This is a genomic window from Streptococcus parasanguinis, from assembly GCF_001073155.1.
GTDB lineage: Bacteria > Bacillota > Bacilli > Lactobacillales > Streptococcaceae > Streptococcus > Streptococcus parasanguinis_D.
Window position 1 is genome coordinate 1 of record NZ_JVEE01000051.1, and the last position, 24504, is coordinate 24504.

Annotated in this window: 24 protein-coding genes and 3 tRNA genes; 26 read left to right on the forward strand and 1 reads right to left on the reverse strand. The window is 42.5% G+C overall.

Annotated features, from left to right (window positions below):
- Positions 1-3: 3 nt before the first annotated feature.
- From ADH92_RS09215 to purH, 21 genes are all read left to right on the forward strand, one after another.
- Positions 4-74: transfer RNA gene (locus ADH92_RS09215), tRNA-Gly, on the forward strand.
- 39 nt (positions 75-113) lie between these two features.
- A tRNA-Ile gene (locus ADH92_RS09220) sits at positions 114-187 on the forward strand.
- A 4-nt stretch (positions 188-191) separates the two neighbouring features.
- A tRNA-Ser gene (locus ADH92_RS09225) sits at positions 192-279 on the forward strand.
- Positions 280-342: 63 nt separating this feature from the next.
- Positions 343-1161, forward strand: a complete 819-nt coding sequence (gene mreC / locus ADH92_RS09230) for a rod shape-determining protein MreC (protein WP_049498187.1) — start codon at positions 343-345, stop codon at positions 1159-1161.
- Between the two features lies 1 nt (position 1162).
- A complete protein-coding gene (mreD, locus tag ADH92_RS09235) occupies positions 1163-1663 on the forward strand; it encodes a rod shape-determining protein MreD (protein ID WP_049498188.1) in 501 nt (166 codons plus the stop codon).
- 93 nt (positions 1664-1756) lie between these two features.
- A complete protein-coding gene (gene pcsB / locus ADH92_RS09240) occupies positions 1757-2998 on the forward strand; it encodes a peptidoglycan hydrolase PcsB (RefSeq protein ID WP_049498189.1) in 1242 nt (413 codons plus the stop codon).
- A 179-nt stretch (positions 2999-3177) separates the two neighbouring features.
- The gene (locus tag ADH92_RS09245; protein WP_049498190.1) at positions 3178-4152 is read left to right on the forward strand and encodes a ribose-phosphate diphosphokinase; all 975 of its coding nucleotides are present in this window, start codon (positions 3178-3180) and stop codon (positions 4150-4152) included.
- Positions 4153-4200: 48 nt separating this feature from the next.
- Positions 4201-4341, forward strand: coding sequence for a hypothetical protein (locus ADH92_RS11290; protein WP_173018728.1), 141 nt, complete (start codon positions 4201-4203; stop codon positions 4339-4341).
- Positions 4342-4620: 279 nt separating this feature from the next.
- A complete protein-coding gene (locus ADH92_RS11515; protein ID WP_049498191.1) occupies positions 4621-4974 on the forward strand; it encodes an LPKTxAVK-anchored surface protein in 354 nt (117 codons plus the stop codon).
- A 91-nt stretch (positions 4975-5065) separates the two neighbouring features.
- On the forward strand, positions 5066-5923 hold the full coding sequence (gene srtB, locus ADH92_RS09255; protein ID WP_049498192.1) for a class B sortase, LPKTxAVK-specific: 858 nt from the start codon (positions 5066-5068) through the stop codon (positions 5921-5923).
- 155 nt (positions 5924-6078) lie between these two features.
- Positions 6079-7260: a pyridoxal phosphate-dependent aminotransferase gene (locus ADH92_RS09260; protein ID WP_049498193.1), complete on the forward strand. Its 1182-nt coding sequence runs from the start codon at positions 6079-6081 to the stop codon at positions 7258-7260.
- Positions 7244-8023, forward strand: a complete 780-nt coding sequence (recO, locus tag ADH92_RS09265) for a DNA repair protein RecO (protein WP_049498194.1) — start codon at positions 7244-7246, stop codon at positions 8021-8023. The genes ADH92_RS09260 and recO overlap by 17 nt, the downstream gene beginning before the upstream one ends.
- Complete coding sequence (gene plsX / locus ADH92_RS09270; protein ID WP_049498195.1) at positions 8020-9015, forward strand: phosphate acyltransferase PlsX; 996 nt, start codon at positions 8020-8022, stop codon at positions 9013-9015. The genes recO and plsX overlap by 4 nt, the downstream gene beginning before the upstream one ends.
- Positions 9016-9018: 3 nt before the next feature.
- Positions 9019-9267, forward strand: a complete 249-nt coding sequence (locus tag ADH92_RS09275) for an acyl carrier protein (protein WP_049498196.1) — start codon at positions 9019-9021, stop codon at positions 9265-9267.
- A gap of 150 nt (positions 9268-9417) precedes the next feature.
- Positions 9418-10125: a phosphoribosylaminoimidazolesuccinocarboxamide synthase gene (gene purC / locus ADH92_RS09280; protein WP_049475212.1), complete on the forward strand. Its 708-nt coding sequence runs from the start codon at positions 9418-9420 to the stop codon at positions 10123-10125.
- 55 nt (positions 10126-10180) lie between these two features.
- Positions 10181-13906 (forward strand): phosphoribosylformylglycinamidine synthase, encoded by a 3726-nt coding sequence (locus ADH92_RS09285; RefSeq protein ID WP_049498197.1) that lies wholly within the window; start codon positions 10181-10183, stop codon positions 13904-13906.
- A gap of 12 nt (positions 13907-13918) precedes the next feature.
- On the forward strand, positions 13919-15358 hold the full coding sequence (purF, locus tag ADH92_RS09290) for an amidophosphoribosyltransferase (RefSeq protein WP_049498198.1): 1440 nt from the start codon (positions 13919-13921) through the stop codon (positions 15356-15358).
- Positions 15359-15388: 30 nt separating this feature from the next.
- Entirely contained in the window at positions 15389-16411 is a 1023-nt protein-coding gene (gene purM, locus ADH92_RS09295) for a phosphoribosylformylglycinamidine cyclo-ligase (protein WP_049498199.1), read from the forward strand.
- Positions 16411-16965: a phosphoribosylglycinamide formyltransferase gene (gene purN, locus ADH92_RS09300; protein ID WP_049498200.1), complete on the forward strand. Its 555-nt coding sequence runs from the start codon at positions 16411-16413 to the stop codon at positions 16963-16965. Before purM ends, purN begins: the two co-directional genes overlap by 1 nt.
- Before the next feature lie 43 nt (positions 16966-17008).
- Positions 17009-17473 (forward strand): GNAT family N-acetyltransferase, encoded by a 465-nt coding sequence (locus ADH92_RS09305; RefSeq protein WP_049498201.1) that lies wholly within the window; start codon positions 17009-17011, stop codon positions 17471-17473.
- A gap of 1 nt (position 17474) precedes the next feature.
- Positions 17475-19022, forward strand: a complete 1548-nt coding sequence (purH, locus tag ADH92_RS09310; protein ID WP_049498202.1) for a bifunctional phosphoribosylaminoimidazolecarboxamide formyltransferase/IMP cyclohydrolase — start codon at positions 17475-17477, stop codon at positions 19020-19022.
- Positions 19023-19075: 53 nt separating this feature from the next.
- On the opposite strand, the gene ADH92_RS09315 is transcribed toward purH, so the two are convergent.
- The gene (locus ADH92_RS09315; RefSeq protein WP_049498203.1) at positions 19076-20095 is read right to left on the reverse strand and encodes a GBS Bsp-like repeat-containing protein; all 1020 of its coding nucleotides are present in this window, start codon (positions 20093-20095) and stop codon (positions 19076-19078) included.
- Positions 20096-20277: 182 nt separating this feature from the next.
- Between ADH92_RS09315 and purD the strand changes: the two genes are divergently transcribed.
- From purD to ADH92_RS09340, 5 genes are all read left to right on the forward strand, one after another.
- Positions 20278-21543 (forward strand): phosphoribosylamine--glycine ligase, encoded by a 1266-nt coding sequence (purD, locus tag ADH92_RS09320; RefSeq protein WP_049498204.1) that lies wholly within the window; start codon positions 20278-20280, stop codon positions 21541-21543.
- Positions 21544-21712: 169 nt separating this feature from the next.
- Positions 21713-22201 carry a 5-(carboxyamino)imidazole ribonucleotide mutase gene (gene purE, locus ADH92_RS09325; RefSeq protein ID WP_049498205.1) on the forward strand — a complete coding sequence of 163 codons (489 nt, stop codon included), beginning with the start codon at positions 21713-21715 and terminating at the stop codon, positions 22199-22201.
- Positions 22188-23279, forward strand: a complete 1092-nt coding sequence (gene purK, locus ADH92_RS09330) for a 5-(carboxyamino)imidazole ribonucleotide synthase (protein ID WP_049498206.1) — start codon at positions 22188-22190, stop codon at positions 23277-23279. Before purE ends, purK begins: the two co-directional genes overlap by 14 nt.
- Complete coding sequence (locus ADH92_RS09335; protein ID WP_049498207.1) at positions 23280-24230, forward strand: ketopantoate reductase family protein; 951 nt, start codon at positions 23280-23282, stop codon at positions 24228-24230.
- Between the two features lie 8 nt (positions 24231-24238).
- Complete coding sequence (locus ADH92_RS09340) at positions 24239-24466, forward strand: hypothetical protein (RefSeq protein WP_049498208.1); 228 nt, start codon at positions 24239-24241, stop codon at positions 24464-24466.
- Positions 24467-24504 lie beyond the last annotated feature (38 nt).

Sequence of the window (24504 nt, forward strand, 5' to 3'; positions counted from 1 at the left end):
TAAGCGGGTGTAGTTTAGTGGTAAAACTACAGCCTTCCAAGCTGTTGTCGCGAGTTCGATTCTCGTCACCCGCTTTGAACTTTTGTTCATTTTTACCAAGTTTTTTTAAACTTGGGCGCGTAGCTCAGGTGGTTAGAGCGCACGCCTGATAAGCGTGAGGTCGGTGGTTCGAGTCCACTCGTGCCCATTTTGGAGAATTACTCAAGAGGCTGAAGAGGACGGTTTGCTAAATCGTTAGGTCGGGTAACTGGCGCGGGGGTTCGAATCCCCCATTCTCCGTATAATTTCGAAGTTTGAGATAACGTCTCAAACTATTTTTTATATTTTTGAAGGTTTTTTTCTATGTTCTTGAATCGTTTCTTAAAAGTTTTTAGTTTGGTGTTTGTTTTGACTGTTTCAGGAATTTTATTTCTATTCCCATCTGTTAGAAATGCTATTGTTTCAAAATCTTCTGATCTATTAGCTATTGTTGATAAGGCTGTATCAGTACCATTTGTTCTTGTTGAAACTAAGGCAAATGATTTTAAGAATTTATCTGAATTAAGTGATGAAAATCTTTCTTTGAAATCTCGTCTTTATCAAAATGATATTGATCAGTCAAAACTTAGTCGTTTGGAATCAGAAAATAAGGAATTGAAAGACTTGATGTCAATCAAAAATTCTTCATCTGGTTCTAAGCAAGTTGTTAGTCAAATTATTGACCGTAATTATAGTTCTTGGGATCAGGAATTTGTTATTGATAAAGGTAGTTCCGATGGCATTTCTGATTCCATGTTTGTTCTATCATCAGGTGGCGTCATTGGTGTGGTAGAAAGTATAGAGAAAAATTCTAGCAAAGTGAAATTATTAGTCGAAGATACTATTTCTTCACAACACCTGACGTTTAAAATTGAGAGTCAAGGTCAATCTATTTTTGCTTTATTAAATGGTTATGACGAGAAGACAGGTGAGTTTCGGTTGTTGCAAATTGGAGATCCAGTTGAAATAAAAAAAGGATCACTCGTTTCAACAAGTGGCTTAGGGAAATACAAGAGTAGTGACTTACCTCTTGGTACTGTGACTTCTACTCAAAAGGCATCTGATCAGTTAGGGCAAGAAATTCGTGTAAAACCAAAGGCTAATTTAGATGTCAATCGTTATGTACTATTGATTGGAGAGTAGTGTGAAAGTCATACGTAAGTACCATTTTTTCCCTTTAATCTTATTCTTATCTTTATTTGTTGATGGGCAAATCTCTTTTCTTATTTCTCGTTTCAGTCCAAGCTCCTTTGAACCTACTTCATTTTTATTTCTATATGGTTTTATGTTATTGAGTCTCTATTTCTCTGAGATAGCTAGTATTTGGTGGGGAATCCTTTTTGGTTTTTGTTTTGATGTGTATTTTTTACACACTATAGGAATTGCTTTCCTTGTCTTTCCTTTATTACAGGTGATTTTTTATCGGTGTAATCAGATTATTTTGGTCAATCGATTGACTCGTTTTTTTACATTTTTATTAACGATTCTATTATTTCAGTTTTTAACCAATCTTCTTTTGATTCTTTTTATCGGTATAAAATTTAACTGGATTACATTAATTATTTACCAAATGACGCCTAGTTTAATTTTGAATGTGCTTCTATTAATAGTATTACAGCCTTTACTTGAAAAGATTTATTTATAAACTCGAAATAAAAATGTAACAATAGCGTAATATAAATTTTCAAAAAATTTGTTATACTAGTTAGTGTCTTATTAGAAAGGGAAAATTTATCTAATGAAGAAAAAATTATTTGCCACAATCTTATTGAGTACAGTTGCTTTATCACAAGGTGCTGTCGTAGCTGGTGTATCAGCTGATTCAACAGATGATAAGATTGCTGCTCAGGATAACAAAATCAATAGTATTAATCAACAACAACAAAGTGCACAAGGTCAGGTAGATCAAATTCAAGGTCAAGTATCTGAAATTAAAAAACAACAAGAAAATCTTCAAGCTGAAAACGATCGTTTGAATGAAGAATCTGAACGATTGTCAGCTGAGATCGATGAGTTGTCAAAAAATATTGTTGCTCGTCAAGAATCACTTGCAAATCAAGCACGTAGCGCTCAAACAACTGGGACTGCAACAAGTTATATTAATGCGATTGTTAGCTCTGGATCTTTGACAGAAGCTATCTCACGTATTTCTGCTATGAATGAAATTGCAGATGCTAACAACAAAATGTTGCAAGAGCAAAAACGTGATAAAGAAGATATTGCACAAAAACAAAAAGAAAACAACGACGCTATCAATACTGTTATCGCAAACAAACAGCAATTAGAAGATGATGCGCAAGCTTTATCAACAAAAGAAGCTGAGTTGAAAGTAGCACAATTAAACTTGGCTGCTGAAAAATCGACTGCTGAAAACGAAAAGAATGCTTTGTTGCAACAAAAAGCTGAAGCTGAAAAAGCAGCAGCAGCAGCGGCAGCAGCTGAAGCAGCTTACCGTGCAAAACAAAAAGAACAACAAGTGGCTGTAAAAGCTTCTGCTAATACAACTCTTCAAGCACAAGTTCAGGCAGCGGCTCAAACACCTGCTGCAACACCAGCGGCGGCACAAACTCAAGCAGCAGCTCAACCTGCTGTTCAAACTCAAGCAGCGGCAGCACCAGTAGCAACTACTTCTCGTCCAACTTATAGTACATCTGCATCATCTTATCCAGTTGGTGAATGTACATGGGGTGCGAAGACATTGGCTCCATGGGCTGGTGATTACTGGGGTAATGGTGGACAATGGGCAGCAAGTGCAGCAGCAGCAGGATTCCGTACAGGATCTCAACCACAAGTTGGTGCCATTGCATGTTGGAATGATGGTGGATATGGACACGTAGCAGTTGTTACAGCCGTTCAATCTACAACAAGTATCCAAGTCTCTGAGTCTAATTATTTAGGTAATCGTAGTATTGGTAACTACCGTGGATGGTTTAATCCAGTTAATGCTCAAGGTACTGTTACTTATATTTATCCAAACTAAGAATAACATCGAAGTAGAACATTGGTTCTGCTTCTTTTTTTGAGAGAATTTAGGTAGTGATTGATTTTATAATTTCCATAAATTAATATTTGAATATTTGCTTAAAAAGCGATAAAATGATTACAGGAGAAATTTGTGCTGACTGTACAATTTGGTTTTAGATTTTACTGGAGGAAATCATGTCATTTTCTGATTTAATGCTCTTTGCTTTGTCGTCAAATCAAGAATTGGCTCAACGTGTGTCTCGAGAAATGGGACTACCGCTTGGAAAGTCAACGGTTCGTCAATTTTCTGATGGAGAAATTCAGGTTAATATTGAAGAATCAATTCGTGGGAAAGATGTTTATATTTTGCAATCCACTAGTTCACCGGTTAACGATAATCTAATGGAAATTTTGATTATGGTAGATGCGTTGAAACGTGCTAGTGCGCAATCCATTAATGTGGTGATGCCATATTACGGCTATGCTCGTCAAGACCGGAAAGCTCGGGCTCGTGAACCAATCACTTCTAAGTTGGTAGCCAATATGCTTGAGGTTGCAGGAGTTGATCGTCTGTTGACAATTGATTTGCATGCTGCTCAGATTCAAGGTTTCTTTGATATTCCTGTTGACCACTTGATGGGTGCACCTTTGATCGCCGACTATTTCGAACGTCGCGGGATGATTGGAAAAGACTATGTTGTTGTCAGTCCAGACCATGGTGGTGTGACTCGTGCTCGAAAATTAGCTGAATTTTTGAAGACACCGATTGCGATTATTGATAAACGTCGAAGTGTCGATAAGATGAATACGAGCGAAGTTATGAATATCATTGGGAGTGTTGAAGGCAAGACTTGTATTTTGATTGATGATATGATTGATACAGCTGGTACAATCTGTCATGCGGCGGATGCCCTTGCAGAAGCAGGTGCTGTTGAAGTTTATGCGAGCTGTACTCACCCTGTTTTATCAGGCCCAGCGATGGACAACATCCAAAAATCAGCCATTAAGAAGTTGGTGGTGTTGGATACGATTTATCTACCGGAAGATCGATTAATTGAGAAGATTGAGCAAATTTCGATTGCGAAACTCCTTGCAGAGGCTATTGTTCGTATTCACGAAAATCGTCCTCTTTCCCCTCTATTTGAAATCGGAAATGCCAAAAAATGTTAATAATAAGGAGGCTGGAGACCAGCCTCTTTTGTTTAGGAGGAAATACAAATGGAAATCAGAAAATGGTGGAAAGATCTAAAAAAAGAAAAGAAACGGAAAAAACTGGTTCAAGCAGCTAAAGAACTAGAAGCAAAGGCGGATCCTAGTTTGCCCAAGAAAACTCTGCCCAAAAATCGTGCGGTAAAATAGGAAATAATTGAAGTGGAACTGAAGTGGGGATTGGTGAAATTAGAAAGTTCGGTGTATCTAATAGAGGAACGACTCAGTAAAAGTGTCCAAAAACCGAATGATTCTAATAGATGAGTATAATATATCTCTAATTCGTGATTTTAGGGATCAAATAGGAAGAAATCTTAAACTTTTTTTAAAAAATTGAAGAAAAGCTCTTGACATAGGGAGAATATCCTAGTATACTTATCATAGTTACGAAGTAACGAATATTTTTAAAAATAAAAAGGAGATAAAACAATGAAAAAAGTTTTATTATCATCAGTAGCAGCACTTGCTGTATTTGCAGCAGCAGCACCAGTATTTGCAGAAGGTGAACTTGGAGCAAATCGTTGGTCAAATGAATCAGGTATCTACGCAGACACTTCTAAAGACGCAACTGTACCTGAAATCAAAGAAGCTAACGACAAAGACCTTGGCACTAAGTCTGAACAATGGACTCGCGATGCTAACAAACTTAAAAAAGATGAAAATCTTAAAGTTGACAAAGGTGAAGTAGAAGCTCCTAAAGCTGATGAAAATAAAGAAGTTGCTAAAACTCCAGCTCCAGTAGCAGGTCAAAAAGCTCTTCCAAAAACAAGCGCAGTTAAATAATTTGATTATTAATTAGCTCATAAAAATATCACTGGGTCCTTGGGCTCAGTGTTATTTTTTAGAGAAAATACCTAATAGGAGAATTTATTTTATGAAACGTTCTGCAAAAAAAACATCTTCTGGAGGGAAGATTTTTGGAATTTTATTTGCTCTTTTAGCGGTCATTGTGATCGTAGTTGGATTCCTTTTCTTTAATCCATTTGGTGGAAAGGCCTCTAATACGGCTAAGAAAACAAATGGTTCTTCAACCAGTGCTTCATCACAGACTATAAAGTATGAACCTAGCCAAGAAGAAAAAGATTACCTAAAGAATCGTTTTGATCAATTGATTGCTGTTAACCCTGAAGCGATTGCTTATGTCTACGCACCTGGTACGGAATTGGATGAACCTGTTGTGCAAACAACAGATAATGAAACCTACTTGAATAAGACTTTTGATGGTGGGAATGTACCATATTTAGGGACTGTTTTCATGGATATGGATAATAAGAAAGATTTTAGCGATCGTTTGACTTGGTTGTTTGGTCATGCTCGTGGTAGTAAGGTTGGTGATCATCGTATGTTTAACGATGTTAACTTCTATGATAAACAGGATTACTTTGATCAACATCCATATGTTGTCATTGAAACACCAGAGCGCAAGTATTATTATGAAGCTATGTGTTTGGTCATTGTTCCTGAAACAACTGCTTTTTACCGTACTAGCTTTAAGGACGATAAAGACTTTACGACTCAGTTGAAGAAGGTCTATGAAGATGGTCAAACCAAGAATCCTAATATCAAGATCAAAGCATCTGATAAGTATTTAGTATTATCAACTTGTCGTGAAGAGGATGAAACCATTCGTTCTAACCTCTACCTTCGTCAAATTCCTGATTCAGAAATGAAGGATTTTGTGGCGAAACATGCTGATCAATTGAACTATGTGGCAACACGTGGTCAACAATAATGACTTGAAAGACTTAGCATTGCTAAGTCTTTTTTGTATGGAAGGATTTTTGAAATGTCCTTTGGTGGTAAGCAAAAGGTGGGGATCTGGCTTGTTCTTTTGCGATGGAGTCCTATTTATAGTATAATGAACATAAGTGTTTTTGGAGGTGTTCTATGGATTTAACGAAACGTTTTAATAAAAATCTGAATCGGATTGAAGTATCTTTGATTCGTCAGTTTGACCAATCAATTTCTTCCATTCCTGGTGTCTTGCGTTTGACTTTAGGGGAACCAGATTTTACAACTCCTGAACATGTAAAAGAAGCAGGAAAGGCTGCCATTGATGCGAATTTTAGCCATTACACTGGGATGAGTGGTTTGCTGGCTTTGCGTGAGGCTGCGAGTCAGTTTGTGGCGGATAAATATGGTATTCACTACCGTCCTGAGGAAGAGATATTGGTGACGATCGGTGCGACTGAAGCCCTGTCTGCAACCTTGACAGCAATCTTGGAACCTGGAGATGTAGTATTACTCCCAGCGCCGGCCTACCCTGGTTATGAACCGATTATAAATTTGGTGGGAGCAGATGTTGTCGAAATTGATACGACAGCAGATCGTTTTGTCTTGACTCCTGAAAAGTTGGAAAAGGCGATTCTAGAGCAGGGTGAAAAATTGAAGGCTGTTATTCTCAATTATCCAGCTAACCCAACGGGAGTTACTTATTCGCGCGAACAGATGGTGGAATTGGCTGCTGTCTTAAAAAAATATGAAGTCTTTGTGATTTGTGATGAAGTCTATTCAGAGTTGACTTATACTGGAGAAGCGCATGTCTCTATGGCATCCTTCATTCCTGAGCAGACCATTGTCATTAATGGCTTATCTAAGTCTCATGCCATGACAGGCTGGCGGCTTGGCTTTATCTTTGCGCCTGCTGCATTGACGGCCCAACTCATCAAGAGTCATCAGTATTTGGTAACGGCTGCCGGCACCATGAATCAGTATGCTGCGATCGAAGCTTTGACGGAAGGTCGAGATGATGCGGAGCCAATGAAGAAGGAATATGTGAAGCGTCGCGATTATATTATTGAACAGATGTCCGCGCTTGGGTTTGAGATTATTAAGCCAGATGGAGCCTTTTATATTTTTGCTAAAATCCCAGCTGGTTATAATCAGGATTCCTTTGCTTTCTTACAGGATTTTGCGCGTGAAAAAGCAGTTGCTTTCATTCCTGGTGCTGCTTTTGGTCAATATGGTGAAGGCTATGTGCGTTTGTCGTATGCAGCCAGCATGGAGGTTATCAAGGAAGCTATGAAACGCTTGAAGGAGTATATGGAAGAACATGCTGGAGTCAATTGAGACCCGGGGAATTGTCCTGTATAATCGGGAGTTTCGTGAGGATGACAAGCTGGTCAAAATCTTCACGGAGAAGTCAGGTAAGCGGATGTTCTTTGTGAAACATGTGGGAAAATCACGGTTGAATCCCATGTTGCAACCATTGGTAACGGCAGATATGTTGCTGAAAATCAATGATGATGGGTTGAGTTATATTGATGATTTTCAAGATGTGCAGGTTTATAAGAAAATCAACGCAGATCTTTTTGCCCTTTCTTATGCGACCTATGTTCTGGCGCTTGCAGATGCCAGTATTCAGGATAACCAAGTGGATCCGGCCTTGTTTGCTTTTTTGGAGAAGACCTTGTCTTTGATGGAAGAAGGACTGGATTATGAGGTTTTGACCAATATTTTTGAGATTCAGCTTCTATCTCGATTTGGTGTTGTCTTGAATCTGCATGAATGCTGTTTCTGCCATCGGGTTGGTCTTCCTTTTGACTATTCCTTCCGGTATAGTGGGGTCCTTTGTCCGGATCATTATGATCGGGATGAGAGACGTGCCCACTGGCATCCAAATGTTCTCTATTTATTGGATCAGTTTCAAGCAGTGCGATTCAGTGAGTTAGAGACGATTTCCCTACAAGCGGAGATGAAAGCAGCTCTACGTCAGGCAATCGATCAGTTGTATGAGGAGTATGTAGGGATCCATTTAAAAGCTAAAAAGTTTATCGATTCCTTGAGTGACTGGGGAGCGATTATGAAAGATTCATCTGGAGGTGAAACATGAAAAAAATTGCAGTAGATGCAATGGGGGGCGATAATGCACCTCAAGCCTTGGTAGAAGGCGTGAATCAAGCCATTCGTGATTTTGATGATATTGAGATTGTCTTGTATGGTGATGAAGCAAAAATTAAAGACTATTTAACCGCAACAGAACGTGTATCGATTGTGCATACGGAAGAAAAAATTGATTCAGATGATGAGCCAACACGGGCTATTCGTCGGAAGAAACAGGCTTCGATGGTCTTAGCTGCCAAGGATGTGAAGGATGGTGAGGTCGATGCCATGCTATCTGCGGGGAATACAGGTGCCTTGTTGGCGGCAGGTTTCTTTATTGTTGGCCGCATCAAGGGCGTGGAACGTCCAGGTTTGATGTCGACACTTCCGACGGTTGATGGTCGTGGGTATGATATGCTGGACTTAGGGGCCAATGCGGAAAATACACCAGAGCACTTGCATCAGTATGCTGTGATGGGATCCTACTATGCTGAAAATGTTCGTGGGATTCAAAAACCTCGCGTGGGTTTATTGAACAATGGGACAGAAGCTAGTAAGGGGGATCCTTTGCGCAAGGAAACCTACCAATTGTTATCTGAGGATGAGTCGATTCATTTTGTTGGAAACGTGGAAGCGCGTGACTTGATGGATGGCATTGCTGATGTCGTTGTGGCGGATGGTTTCACGGGAAACGCTGTCTTGAAAACGATGGAAGGAACGGCTTTTGGGATCTTGAAGCAATTGAAACAAGCGATTGCCACTGGAAACTGGAAGGCGAAATTGGGAGCTTTTCTGCTCAAGGATCGTTTGAAATCATTGAAGCAAACCTTGGATTTCTCAGATGTTGGAGGAGCGGTCTTGTTTGGCCTTCAAGCACCTGTTGTTAAAACGCATGGTTCGAGTGATGCCAAAGCTGTCTATAGCACGATTCGTCAGATTCGGACCATGTTAGAGACAGATGTTGTTGGAAAATCAGTGAAGGAATTATCGAAGGAAGGGTAATGTATGAGTAAACAAAACGAAATTTTAGCTACAATTGAGGAATTTCTCAAAGACCGCAAGGGATCAGATTTTCAAGTATCTTTGGAATCTGACTTACGTAAGGATTTACAAGCAGATTCTGTTGAATTAATGGAATTTATTATCAATCTTGAGGATGAATACCAAATTGAGATTCCAGACAAGGCTATCGATGAATTTAACACAGTAGGGGATGTTGTCGGCTATATCGAAAAACGAACTGCTGCTCACTAATGAAAAAGGGATCGTTCAGAGATTATTCTGGAGGGTCTTTTTTTCTGTCCTTTTTATTCGGATTTTGCTTATATTGTACGGGATTTTATTGAAAATAGACTTTTTATGTGATAGAATGAAGGTGATAAAATACGAAAGGCGAACAAAGTCATGACCAATCAACTGATTTATACTGGAAAAGCTAAGGATATCTATACTACTGAGGACGAACATGTGATTAAGTCGGTCTATAAGGACCAAGCCACTATGCTGAATGGGGCTCGTAAAGAGACTATTAAAGGAAAAGGTGTGCTAAATAATCAGATTTCGTCTCTTATTTTTGAAAAATTGAATGCTGCGGGAGTAGCTACTCACTTTATCGAACGTATTTCTGACACAGAACAACTCAACAAGAAAGTAAAAATTATTCCTTTGGAAGTTGTTCTTCGTAACGTGACGGCGGGTTCTTTCTCTAAACGTTTTGGCGTGGAAGAAGGTTTGGACTTGAAAACTCCAATCGTTGAATTTTACTACAAAAACGATGAGTTGGATGACCCATTCATCAATGATGAGCATGTGAAGTTTTTGGATATTGCCAATGATGAACAAATTGCTTATATTAAGGAAGAAACGCGTCGTATCAATGAATTGCTGAAAGATTGGTTTGCACAAATTGGTCTTCGCTTGATTGACTTCAAATTGGAATTTGGTTTTGATAAGGATGGTAAGATCATCTTGGCAGATGAATTTTCTCCAGATAATTGCCGCCTTTGGGATGCGGAAGGGCACCATATGGACAAGGATGTTTTCCGTAGAGATTTGGGCAGTTTAACGGATGTATATCAGGTTGTGTTGGAGAAATTACAGGGCTTGAAGTAACCTTTTACTTGGTCTTCACTATGATCTTTAAGAAGAAATAGATAAAGGAAATAAAATGGATAAACGTATTTTCGTTGAGAAAAAAGCTGATTTTCGTGTAAAATCAGACTCTTTAGTAAAAGAATTACAACATAATCTTCAGTTGAAAACCTTGAATGATCTTCGTATTGTTCAGGTTTACGATGTCTTTAATTTGGCAGAAGACTTGTTTGCGCGTGCGGAAAAACATATCTTCTCTGAACAAGTGACCGATACTGTTTTGGACGAGGCTGCGGTTAAGGATGATCTTGAGAAGTATGCTTTCTTTGCGATTGAAAGTTTGCCTGGTCAATTTGACCAACGGGCGGCATCTTCACAAGAAGCTTTGCTTTTGCTTGGTAGTTCAAATGACGTAACAGTGAATACAGCGCAATTGTACTTGGTTAACAAGGATATTGATGCGAATGAGTTGGAAGCTGTCAAAAACTACCTCTTGAACCCAGTGGATTCTCGTTTCAAAGATATCACTGTTGGTATTGCGAAACAGGATTTCTCTGAGTCTGACAAGACCATTCCAAGCTTGGATTTCTTTGAAAGCTATACGGCAGAAGATTTTGCACAGTATAAGGCTGAGCAAGGATTGGCAATGGAAGTGGATGACCTTCTCTTCATTCAAGATTACTTCAAGTCTATTGGACGTGTACCAACGGAGACTGAGTTGAAGGTCTTGGATACCTACTGGTCTGACCACTGCCGTCATACAACTTTCGAGACTGAGTTGAAAAACATCGACTTCTCAGCTTCTAAATTTGAAAAACAATTGCAAGCGACTTATGACAAGTATATTGCCATGCGTGATGAGTTGGGACGTACAGAAAAACCTCAAACTTTGATGGATATGGCAACTATTTTTGGTCGCTATGAGCGTGCTAATGGTCGTTTGGATGACATGGAAGTGTCTGATGAAATCAATGCCTGCTCTGTTGAAATTGAAGTGGATGTTAATGGCGTGAAAGAACCATGGCTTCTCATGTTCAAGAACGAAACTCACAACCACCCAACTGAAATCGAACCATTTGGTGGAGCGGCTACTTGTATCGGTGGTGCTATTCGTGACCCATTGTCAGGTCGTTCCTACGTTTACCAAGCCATGCGTATCTCAGGTGCTGGTGATATTACAGCACCAATTGCTGAAACTCGTGCTGGTAAATTGCCACAACAAGTGATTTCTAAAACAGCAGCTCACGGATATTCTTCATATGGGAATCAAATTGGTCTTGCCACAACTTATGTTCGTGAATACTTCCACCCAGGCTTCGTTGCTAAACGTATGGAGCTAGGTGCAGTTGTCGGTGCGGCTCCTAAGGAAAATGTTGTCCGTGAAAAACCTGAAGCTGGTGACGTGATTATCTTGCTCGGTGGGAAGACTGGACGTGACGGTGTCGGTGGTGCGACAGGTTCATCTAAAGTTCAAACAGTTGAGTCTGTTGAAACAGCTGGTGCTGAGGTTCAAAAAGGGAATGCCATCGAAGAACGGAAGATCCAACGTCTTTTCCGTAATGGTGAAGTAACACGTCTTATCAAGAAATCAAATGACTTTGGTGCTGGTGGTGTCTGTGTGGCTATCGGTGAATTGGCAGATGGTCTTGAAATTGACCTAGACAAGGTGCCATTGAAATACCAAGGCTTGAACGGTACAGAAATTGCCATTTCTGAATCTCAAGAACGGATGGCTGTAGTGGTTCGTCCAGAAGATGTAGACGCCTTCGTTGCTGAATGTAACAAAGAAAATATTGATGCTGTTGTCGTTGCAACAGTGACGGAGAAACCAAATCTTGTCATGCACTGGAATGGTGAAACAATCGTTGATTTGGAACGTCGTTTCCTTGATACAAACGGTGTACGTGTGGTTGTAGATGCTAAGGTGGTTGACAAGGATGTCAAGCTTCCAGAAGAACGTCAAACATCTGCTGAAACCCTTGAAGCGGATACTCTTGAAGTCTTGGCTGACCTGAACCATGCCAGTCAAAAAGGTTTACAAACCATCTTTGATAGCTCGGTTGGTCGTTCAACAGTCAATCACCCACTTGGTGGTCGCTACCAAATCACACCAACGGAAGCTTCTGTACAGAAATTGCCAGTCCAACATGGCGTGACAACAACTGCATCTGTTATGGCGCAAGGGTTCAACCCTTACATCGCAGAATGGTCTCCATATCATGGTGCTGCTTATGCGGTCATCGAAGCAACTGCTCGTTTAGTTGCTGCTGGTGCAAACTGGTCTAAGGCTCGTTTCTCTTATCAAGAATACTTCGAGCGGATGGATAAACAAGCAGAGCGTTTTGGTCAACCAGTATCAGCTCTCCTTGGATCCATCGAAGCTCAGATTCAACTTGGTTTGCCATCTATCGGTGGTAAAGACTCGATGTCTGGTACCTTCGAAGAATTGACAGTACCACCAACCTTGGTTGCTTTTGGGGTGACGACTGCAGATAGCCGTAAGGTTCTTTCTCCAGAATTCAAAGCAGTTGGTGAAAATATTTACTACATCCCAGGTCAAACTTTGGCACAAGAAATTGACTTTGATCTTATCAAGTCTAACTTTGCTCAATTTGAAGCCATCCAAGCTGACCACAAAGTGACAGCCGCATCAGCTGTTAAATATGGTGGTGTGGTTGAAGCTCTTGCACTTGCAACATTTGGTAACCATATTGGAGCTAACGTCGAATTAGCTGACCTTGACACTAGCTTGACAGCTCAATTGGGTGGATTCGTCTTCACATCTCCTGAAGAAATTGCAGGTGTTGCCAAGATCGGACAAACAGTGACTGACTTTACACTCACTGTCAACGGTGTAACGCTTGATGGACACAAACTTGACAGTGCCTTCCAAGGTAAATTGGAAGAGGTTTACCCAACGGAATTTGCACAGGCAACTGAGTTGGAAGAAGTACCTGCTGTAGCATCAGATGCTGTGATCAAAGCTAAAGAAACAATTGAGACACCCGTAGTTTACATCCCAGTATTCCCAGGGACTAACTCAGAATATGACTCCGCTAAGGCCTTTGAAAAAGAAGGTGCCAAAGTTAACCTGGTACCATTTGTTACACTCAACGAAGAAGCGATTGTCAAGTCTGTTGACACTATGGTTGACAACATTGAAAAAGCTAATATTATCTTCTTTGCAGGTGGCTTCTCAGCAGCGGATGAACCAGATGGATCAGCTAAATTCATCGTAAACATCTTGCTCAATGAAAAAGTACGTGCAGCCATTGATCACTTCATCGAACGTGGTGGTTTGATCATCGGTATCTGTAACGGATTCCAAGCCCTTGTCAAATCAGGTCTTCTTCCATACGGTAACTTTGAAGATGCAAGTAGCACGAGTCCAACCCTCTTCTACAATGATGCTAACCAACACGTGGCTAAGATGGTGGAAACACGGATTGCCAACACCAACTCACCATGGCTTGCCGGCGTGAAAGTTGGTGACATTCATGCCATCCCAGTATCACACGGTGAAGGTAAATTTGTCGTGACAGCTGAGGAATTCGCAGAGCTTCGTGATAATGGTCAAATCTTTACCCAATATGTTGACTTCGAAGGGAAACCAAGCATGGATTCAAAATACAATCCAAATGGTTCTGTCAATGCGATCGAAGGTATTACCAGCAAGAACGGTCAAATCATTGGGAAGATGGGTCACTCAGAACGTTTCGAAGACGGTCTCTTCCAAAATATTCCAGGAAATAAAGACCAACACCTCTTTGCGTCAGCGGTTAAATACTTTACTGGAAAATAAAAGGTATACAAAATGACATACGAAGTTAAATCTCTTAATGAAGAATGTGGTATTTTTGGGATCTGGGGACACCCAGATGCTGCAAAACTGACTTATTTCGGATTACACAGTCTTCAACACCGTGGTCAAGAAGGGGCGGGGATCCTTTCGAATGATGCGGGTCAATTAAAACGGTATCGTGACACGGGTCTTCTCTCAGAAGTGTTTCGGAATCCTACTAACTTGGATAAGTTGACGGGGACGGGAGCGATTGGCCATGTTCGCTATGCGACAGCTGGGGAAGCTTCGGTGGATAACATCCAGCCCTTCCTCTTTCGCTTTCATGATACCCAGTTTGGACTGGCCCACAACGGGAATTTGACCAATGCCAAGTCCCTCAAACGGGAGTTGGAAAATAACGGGGCGATCTTTAGCTCAACTTCTGATTCAGAAATCTTGGCCCACTTGATTCGTCGGAGCCACAATCCATCCTTCATGGGTAAGGTGAAAGAAGCCTTGAATACGGTGAAAGGTGGATTTGCTTACCTTCTCATGCTGGAAGATAAGCTGATTGCAGCCTTGGATCCAAATGGTTTCCGTCCTCTTTCAATTGGGAAAATGGCCAATGGCGCTATCGTGGTTTCATCTGAAACCTGTGCCTTTGAAGTGGTTGGAGCAGAGTGGATTCGGGATGTAAATCCGGGTGAAGTCGTGATCATCGATGATGACGGCATCACTTACGATAACTATACAACGGACACCCAATTGGCTGTTTGCTCAATGGAGTATATCTACTTTGCCCGCCCAGACTCCAATATCCAAGGGGTCAATGTCCATACAGCCCGTAAACGTATGGGGGCTCAATTGGCACGTGAATTCAAACATGAAGCAGATATTGTGGTCGGTGTACCTAATTCATCACTTAGCGCAGCCATGGGATTTGCGGAAGAATCTGGCCTACCAAATGAAATGGGCTTGATTAAAAACCAATATACCCAACGGACCTTTATTCAACCAACACAAGAACTACGGGAGCAAGGGGTTCGGATGAAGCTCTCTGCCGTATCCGGTGTCGTGAAAGGCAAACGGGTTGTCATGATTGATGATTCTATCGTACGTGGGACAACATCACGTCGAATTGTGAAGTTATTGAAAGAAGCAGGAGCTACAGAGGTCCACGTAGCAATCGGTAGCCCAGCCCTTGCCTACCCATGTTTCTACGGGATCGATATTCAAACACGTAAGGAATTGATTGCTGCCAATCACACAGTAGAGGAAACACGCGATATTATTGGTGCAGATAGCTTGACGTATTTGTCAATCGATGGCTTGATTGATTCTATTGGAATTGATACAGATGCCCCCAATGGCGGTCTTTGTGTGGCTTACTTTGATGGAAAATATCCAACGCCTTTGTATGACTACGAAGAACGCTATGTGGAAAGTTTGAAAGAACATACTTCTTTCTATTAAGAGCAGTGCAAAAGAAAAGGAATGAAACAAATGACAAATAAAAATGCGTATGCACAGTCTGGTGTGGATGTTGAAGCGGGTTATGAAGTTGTTGAACGAATCAAAAAACACGTTGCTCGTACGGAACGTGCTGGTGTCATGGGAGCTCTTGGTGGTTTCGGTGGCATGTTTGATCTTTCAAAAACAGGTGTCAAAGAGCCTGTTTTGATCTCAGGTACAGATGGTGTTGGAACCAAGCTGATGCTGGCTATCAAGTACGACAAACACGATACGATTGGCCAAGACTGTGTGGCCATGTGTGTCAATGATATCATCGCTGCAGGTGCGGAGCCTCTTTACTTCCTTGACTATATCGCAACTGGTAAAAATGAACCAGCTAAATTGGAACAGGTCGTTGCTGGTGTGGCTGAAGGTTGTGTACAAGCAGGTGCAGCCCTCATCGGTGGGGAAACGGCTGAAATGCCTGGTGTGTATGGTGAAGATGACTATGATTTGGCTGGGTTTGCTGTCGGTGTGGCTGAAAAATCTCAAATCATTGACGGTTCAAAAGTAGCTGAAGGCGATGTGATTCTTGGACTTGCTTCAAGCGGTATCCACTCAAATGGTTACTCACTCGTTCGTCGTGTCTTTGCTGATTACACAGGTGAAGAAGTTCTTCCAGAATTGGAAGGCAAAAAACTTAAAGACGTTCTTTTGGAACCAACTCGTATCTACGTCAAAGCAGCTTTGCCACTCATCAAAGAAGAATTGGTTAACGGTATTGCCCACATCACAGGTGGTGGTTTCATCGAAAATGTACCACGTATGTTCTCAGATGACTTGGCTGCTGAAATTGACGAAAGTAAAGTCCCAGTTCTTCCAATTTTTAAAGCCCTTGAAAAATATGGCCAAATCAAACATGAAGAAATGTTTGAAATCTTCAACATGGGTATTGGTCTCATGCTTGCGGTTAAACCAGAAAATGTGGAACGTGTCAAAGAACTTCTTGACGAACCTGTTTATGAAATTGGTCGTATTGTGAAGAAAGATGGCGCAAGTGTGGTGATTAAATAATGGCTAAAAGTATTGCTGTATTTGCCTCTGGCAACGGCTCAAACTTCCAGGTGATTGCAGAACAATTTCCAGTAGAATTTGTTTTTTCAGATCATCGTGATGCCTATGTCTTAGAACGTGCCAAAAACCTTGGTGTGGTGAGCCATGCCTTTGAACTCAAAGAATTTGACAATAAAGTGGATTATGAAGAAGCTATCGTCAAACTCTTGGATGAACACCAGATAGATTTGGTTTGCTTGGCCGGCTATATGAAAATCGTCGGACCAACCTTGCTAGCAGCTTATGAAGGTCGTATCATCAATATTCACCCAGCCTATCTTCCAGAATTTCCAGGTGCTCATGGCATTGAGGATGCTTGGAATGCGGGTGTTGCTGAGAGCGGTGTGACCATTCACTGGGTGGATTCGGGCGTTGATACCGGTAAGGTCATCAAGCAAATCCGTGTACCGCGCCTAGCAGGGGATACCCTTAATACTTTCGAAACTCGCATCCACGAAACAGAGTATAAGCTCTATCCAGAAGTGTTGGATGTTTTGGGAGTGGAGAGAAGGTAAGAAGGAAATCGAGTTTTGATAGTGTAATCTTGGTAGGAGAAAAATGATTAATCTGAAATTGGTAGATGAGAGCAGTTTTCAGGCAGTGCTGGATTTGAAAATATCTGAAGCTGATGAACGAGCACGTTTTGTAGCTCCCAATGTGCGTTCTTTAGCTGACGCATGGCTCTACCGAGAGAATGGGGATGTGTTTCCAATGGCAATCCATTGGAATGAGCTAGTAGTTGGTTTTCTACTGTTGGAAATAGATAAGGATGAGGCAGAATACTTTATCTGGCGGATAATGATTGGCCAGCAGTACCAAGGAAAAGGTTATGGACGAAAAGCCTTGGAAGCTCTGATCAAAGAGGCTCAGATGGATAGAGCTTGCAATCATATTATCGCAGATTATGTAGTTGGAAATGAAAAAATGAAGTACCTGCTGACTAGTTTGGGTTTTCAGGAAACAGGATTTATAGAAGAAAATAACGAAGTCGCTATGCGCTTGGATCTAAAGAAAGAGGAATAGAATGACTAAACGCGCACTAATTAGTGTTTCAGACAAAGCGGGCATTGTTGAATTTGCTCAAGAACTAAAAAAACTCGGTTGGGACATCATCTCGACAGGTGGAACTAAAGTTGCCCTTGACAATGCTGGGGTGGATACCATTGCTATCGACGATGTGACTGGTTTCCCAGAAATGATGGACGGTCGTGTGAAGACCCTTCACCCAAATATTCACGGTGGTCTTCTTGCTCGACGTGATCTCGATAGCCACCTGGAGGCTGCTAAGGACAACAAGATTGAGTTGATCGACCTTGTGGTGGTCAACCTTTATCCATTCAAGGAAACGATTCTTAAACCAGATGTAACTTACGCGGACGCAGTTGAAAACATCGATATTGGTGGGCCATCTATGCTTCGTTCAGCAGCGAAAAACCACGCTAGCGTAACAGTTGTGGTAGACCCTGCTGACTATGCTGTGGTTTTGGACGAATTGGCAGCCAACGGCGAAACAAGTTACGAAACTCGCCAACGTTTGGCAGCGAAAGTCTTCCGTCACACAGCAGCCTATGATGCTTTGATCGCAGAATACTTCACTGCTCAAGTGGGTGAAGAAAAACCTGAAAAATTCACTTTGACTTATGATCTTAAGCAACCAATGCGTTACGGGGAAAACCCTCAACAAGATGCAGACTTCTACCAAAAGGCCTTGCCAACGGATTACTCCATTGCATCAGCGAAACAGCTGAACGGTAAAGAATTGTCCTTCAACAATATCCGTGACGCTGATGCCGCTATTCGGATCATCCGTGATTTCAAAGACCGTCCAACCGTTGTGGCTCTTAAACACATGAACCCATGTGGGATTGGTCAAGCTGACGATATCGAAACTGCTTGGGATTATGCTTATGAATCTGATCCAGTATCGATTTTCGGTGGAATAGTAGTCCTCAACCGTGAAGTTGACGCTGCGACAGCTAAAAAGATGCACGGTGTTTTCCTTGAAATCATCATTGCACCAAGCTACACAGACGAAGCGCTTGAAATATTGACTACCAAGAAGAAAAACTTGCGTATCCTTGCCTTGCCATTTGACGCTCAAGATGCTAGCGAAGTGGAAGCAGAATACACAGGTGTTGTTGGTGGTCTCCTGGTTCAAAACCAAGACGTGGTGAAAGAAAGCCCAGCTGACTGGCAAGTGGTGACGAAACGCCAACCAACTGAGACAGAAGCGACGGCTCTTGAGTTTGCTTGGAAGGCTATCAAGTACGTCAAATCAAACGGGATCATCGTGACCAACGACCACATGACACTTGGTGTTGGCCCAGGTCAAACCAACCGTGTGGCTTCCGTCCGCATCGCTATTGACCAAGCTAAAGACCGTCTGGATGGCGCTGTTCTTGCTTCCGATGCCTTCTTCCCATTTGCGGATAACGTGGAAGAAATCGCTAAAGCAGGGATTAAAGCGATCATCCAACCAGGTGGATCCGTTCGTGACCAAGAGTCAATCGAAGCGGCTGACAAATATGGCTTGACCATGATCTTTACAGGCGTGAGACATTTTAGACATTAATCAAAAAAGGCACCATCCATTGATGCGTGCCTTTTTTGTTGGTTAGGAAGACCTTAATCTGGGTATATGTAGGTGACGGTTCCCCAGATGGGGTTGGTTGGATCGAACCAACCGCGGAAGTTGTCGATATAGCGATGGCCATTGTAATTAGCTTCCTGAATTTGAATTTTTTGGTCATGTTCGACGTCTGTAACCAAGGCGACATGGCCATATCCCCCATCATCCCAACAGGCGATAGCACCGACCTCTGGAGTGTCTCCTGTCCGGAATCCAGCAGCGCGTGCACTAGCTGCCCACATGCCGCCGTTTCCCCACCAGTTGTGGGCCCAAGGGGCTAATTCTTTGGCTCCCCAGGTGCACTCACCAATGGGGTAGGTATTTCCCGGGTGTGTCGCGAGTGGAGTGAGCTTTGGCTTTGCCTTTTCTACTTGAAAGGTAGTGGGGAATAGCCCTTTTAGTTGTCCCTGGCTTTTCTGGTAGACGTGGAGATGAAATAGACCACTTCCCTTGTGTTTTTGAGCCTGAAAGCGCAGTTGGAAATGTCCAGGTGCAATCTTCTTTGCAGGATACCAGACCAGATCATCCTGCCCATTTTCTTCAGACCAGATGGGGAAGACAATCTCGTCAACGTCTTCGAATAACTTTAGGTCTACCTCAAATTCTTGTGAGGAGATGGGTGTGATCGTAATCTTGGGCTGGGAAGAAGCCAGGTCTTTTTGCTGGACGCTGGTCGTGAGAGGGTAAAGGCCGGTTAGCTGTTCATTTGCCTCCACTCCATAGACATGGACATGATAAAGTCCGGCTTGATCAGAATGGTTGATCAATGGTACTTGTAGGTCAAATCCCTTGTCACTGCGTTCCACAGGATACCAAATAAGGTCATCTTGACCATTTTGGTCAGACCAGATGGGAACTTGGATCTTTTGATACTTATCCGGGACGTTTCCAAGATGAATTACCAGCTGCCCTTTTTCGGCATAGATGGCATTGGTCGCTTGATCTGCATGGGCAATAGAGGTTTGTATCCCCCATGTCACACAAGTCAGTACAACAAATTTTTTGATCGTTTGCATAATACTCCTTTTCGTCAATTAGTAGGTCTCACCTATACTATTCGGAAAAAAATGAGAAATAGGAGAAAATAGCAAAAAATGTTTGGATTCTACTGGAAATAGGAGACTTTTGCTGAAATCATTAGAATAAAACGAACGATTATGATATAATTTAATAAAATAATTCGCAAAAGAGGTTCGATATGAAACTTTTGGTTGTTGGATCTGGCGGTCGTGAGCATGCGATTGCTAAGAAATTGTTGGAGTCTACAGACGTTGAGCAGGTTTTTGTGGCTCCTGGTAATGACGGGATGCGATTAGATGGTCTGGATTTGATCAATATCGGAATTTCCGAACATTCTAAGCTGATTGACTTTGCAAAAGCGAATGATGTTGCTTGGACCTTTATCGGTCCAGATGATGCCCTTGCGGCTGGTATCGTGGATGATTTCAATGCAGCGGGTCTCAAGGCTTTTGGTCCGACCAAGGCTGCGGCTGAGCTGGAGTGGTCTAAGGATTTTGCTAAGGAAATCATGGTCAAATACGACGTTCCGACAGCAGCCTATGGAACCTTTTCAGATTTCGAGGAAGCCAAGGCCTACATCGAAGAAAAAGGCGCTCCAATCGTCGTCAAGGCAGACGGATTGGCCCTTGGGAAAGGTGTCGTCGTTGCGGAGACAGTTGAGCAAGCCATCGAAGCTGCTCATGAGATGCTTTTGGACAATAAATTCGGTGATTCAGGTGCGCGTGTGGTCATCGAGGAATTCCTTGATGGGGAAGAGTTTTCTCTCTTTGCCTTTGTCAATGGGGACAAGTTCTACATCATGCCAACAGCGCAGGACCACAAACGTGCCTACGATGGTGACAAGGGTCCTAACACTGGTGGGATGGGTGCCTATGCGCCAGTTCCTCACTTGCCACAGAGCGTGGTTGACACAGCGGTTGACACTATTGTCAAGCCAGTTCTCGAAGTCATGATTAAAGAAGGACGTCCCTACCTTGGTGTCCTTTACGCGGGGCTAATTTTGACAGCTGATGGACCGAAAGTCATCGAGTTCAACTCACGCTTTGGAGACCCTGAAACGCAAATCATCTTGCCTCGTTTGACATCTGACTTTGCGCAAAATATCACTGACATTTTGGATGGCAAAGAGCCAGCCATCACTTGGACGGACAAGGGTGTGACATTGGGCGTGGTTGTAGCATCAAACGGCTATCCCCTCGCTTATGAAAAGGGTGTCAAACTTCCAGCCAAGACAGAGGGCGACATCATCACTTACTATGCTGGTGCCAAATTTGCTGAAAATGGCCAAGACCTTCTCTCAAACGGCGGACGTGTTTACATGCTTGTCACAACAGCTGACACCGTCAAAGACGGCCAAAACATTATCTACAACCAACTCAAAAAACAAAACACAGAAGGCCTCTTCTATCGAAACGACATTGGTAGTAAGGCGATAAAAGATTAACAGATACTAACTTTGTCATGGCGAGCGAAAGCGAGTCAAGCTAAGATAATGGTCGCTTAATTTGCGAGCGTTAGCGAGCTAGTTTAGGATAATCGTCGCAGTAATGGAACGCCTTAGGCGGTCGCTTACGTCCGCACTACATTAGACGATTATTAAAAAAGGAGAATAAATGAAACCAGTAATTTCCATCATCATGGGCTCAAAATCTGACTGGGCAACCATGCAAAAAGCTGCTGAAGTCCTCGATAACTTCGGCGTCGCTTACGAAAAGAAAGTTGTTTCCGCACACCGTACACCGGACCTCATGTTCAAACATGCCGAAGAAGCACGTAGCCGTGGCATCAAGGTCATCATCGCGGGTGCAGGTGGCGCAGCTCACTTGCCAGGGATGGTTGCTGCTAAAACGACCCTTCCAGTCATCGGGGTACCTGTCAAGTCTCGTGCTCTTAGCGGTGTGGATTCACTCTATTCTATCGTTCAGATGCCAGGTGGTGTACCAGTCGCAACTATGGCGATCGGTGAAGCAGGTGCGACTAACGCGGCCCTCTTTGCCCTCCGCCTTCTTTCAGTAGAGGACCAGGCTATTGCGACAGCGTTAGCGGATTTCGCAGAAGAACAAGGAAAAATCGCAGAGGGGTCTACAAATGAGCTCAACTAAAACCATTGGGATCATCGGTGGTGGCCAGCTCGGTCAGATGATGGCGATCTCAGCTATCTACATGGGACACAAGGTTATCGCCTTGGATCCAGCAGCTGATTGCCCAGCCTCTCGTGTGGCGGAAATCATCGTGGCCCCTTACGACGACGTGGATGCCCTTCGTCAGTTGGCAGAGCGCTGTGATGCTCTTACTTATGAATTTGAAAATGTGGATGCTGACGGTTTGGACGCCGTTATCAAGGATGGTCAGCTTCCACAAGGAACAGATCTGCTTCGCATTTCTCAAAATCGGATTTTTGAGAAGGACTTTCTTTCCAACAAGGCCCAAGTCACTGTAGCACCATATAAGGTCGTAACTTCTAGCAAAGACTTGTCAGATATCGACCTCTCGAAAAACTATGTTCTTAAGACTGCGACCGGTGGTTACGATGGCCATGGGCAAAAGGTTATTCGTTCAGAAGCAGATTTGGAAGAAGCCTATGTGCTAGCTGATTCAGCAGACTGCGTTTTAGAAGAATTCGTCAACTTTGACCTTGAGATTTCAGTCATTGTATCTGGTAATGGCAAGGACGTGACGGTTTTCCCCGTTCAGGAAAATATCCACCGCAACAACATCCTTTCAAAAACCATTGTGCCCGCTCGCATTTCAGAAAGTCTAGCTGAAAAAGCCAGAGCCATGGCAGTGCGAATCGCTGAACAACTCAACCTTTCTGGAACGCTATGTGTAGAAATGTTTGCGACAGCTGATGATATCATCGTCAACGAAATCGCGCCACGTCCCCACAATTCAGGGCACTATTCGATTGAAGCTTGCGACTTCTCCCAGTTTGATACGCATATCTTGGGCGTTCTCGGAGCCCCACTTCCTGCTATTCACCTTCATGCGCCTGCTGTCATGCTCAATGTTCTTGGCCAACACGTCGAGGCTGCTGAAACATATGTGACAGAAAATCCAAGCGCTCACCTCCACTTATATGGTAAACTAGAAGCAAAACACAACCGCAAAATGGGACATGTGACTTTGTTTAGTGATGTGCCGGATAAGGTTGAGGAATTTGGGAAAGGGATTGATTTTTAAGTGAAAATAGCGATTTTAGGACTTGGAGTCATCGGGACCACTTATGCCTACGCCTTTCAAAAAGCTGGCCATCAAGTAGAGCACGTACTGAGAGATAGTAAGAAAAGCACTGCTCCGAAGGAGTTGTCGGTTGATCTGCTAGATGGTCGCTATCATTCCAAAGGTGAAAACAAACATGACAGCTATGAGGTTCATGTCGCGGAAGCTGATTCGGAATATGATTTTATTTTTCTCAGTGTGCGTCATGGTTTTGTCAAAGAAGCTGTTGAGACCTTGCGAAAAAATAATATCAAAGGTACCCTTGTTTTCTTCTGCAATTTCTGGGATACTCGAAAAGAGGTCCAAGAGTGGGCAGGGGATTACGACTATATTCTGGCCTTTCCGACAGCGGGTGGTCACATGCAGGAGGACCATTTGGATGGTGTCTTGTTCGATCATTTAATGCTAGAAGGTGAGCCAAAAGCACAGATTTCTAACTATGCTAATCTGACGGCTTTACTAGTTTCTGCAGATTTGAAGTGGGAAGTGCCTCATGATATGGTCGAGTGGATTTGGATTCATATGGCGATTAACGCAGGTGTCACTTCGACAGCTGCATGTTCAGGGAATCTGGAAAACCCAGAAGAATTGGCTTTGAACTTGATGAATAGTTCTTCGGAATTGTCATTAGCCATCAAGGCCATTCGAGAGGCTTTGAAAGTCGTAGAAGTGCGTGGTGTGAATTTGAAGCTTTACAAAGCTGAACTCTTACCTTACAAAATTCCCGCTTGGATAGCCGGCAAGGCCATGAAAGTCATGTTTGCGAAAAATGAGCTGACCCGAAAAATTATGACGTTGCACAATGATAAACAGGACATCTTCTATTGTTGTCAAAGTGTTTATCAGACTGGTCAAGAGTTAGGTGTGAAGATGCCTATTCTGGAAGCAAATATGAAAGGCATTTCGCTTTAGGAGGTTTTATGATTCAACTCATTGTTAATGCTTTTGTTGAGAAGGACAAGACAGGAGCAGTCGTCGAAGTCTTGTATGCTAGTAGCGATCATGAAAAAGTGAAAGCTAAGTATGAAGAGCTGACTGCTCAATACCCTGAAAACTATTTAGCCATCTATGATCTGCCTCTGGATACGGATTTGAATACATTGGGTCATTATCCATCTGTGTGGATTGGAAAAGAAGAGTTTGAATAAAAGACTGTTGGTTGCTAACTGATGTGAAACATCAAAAG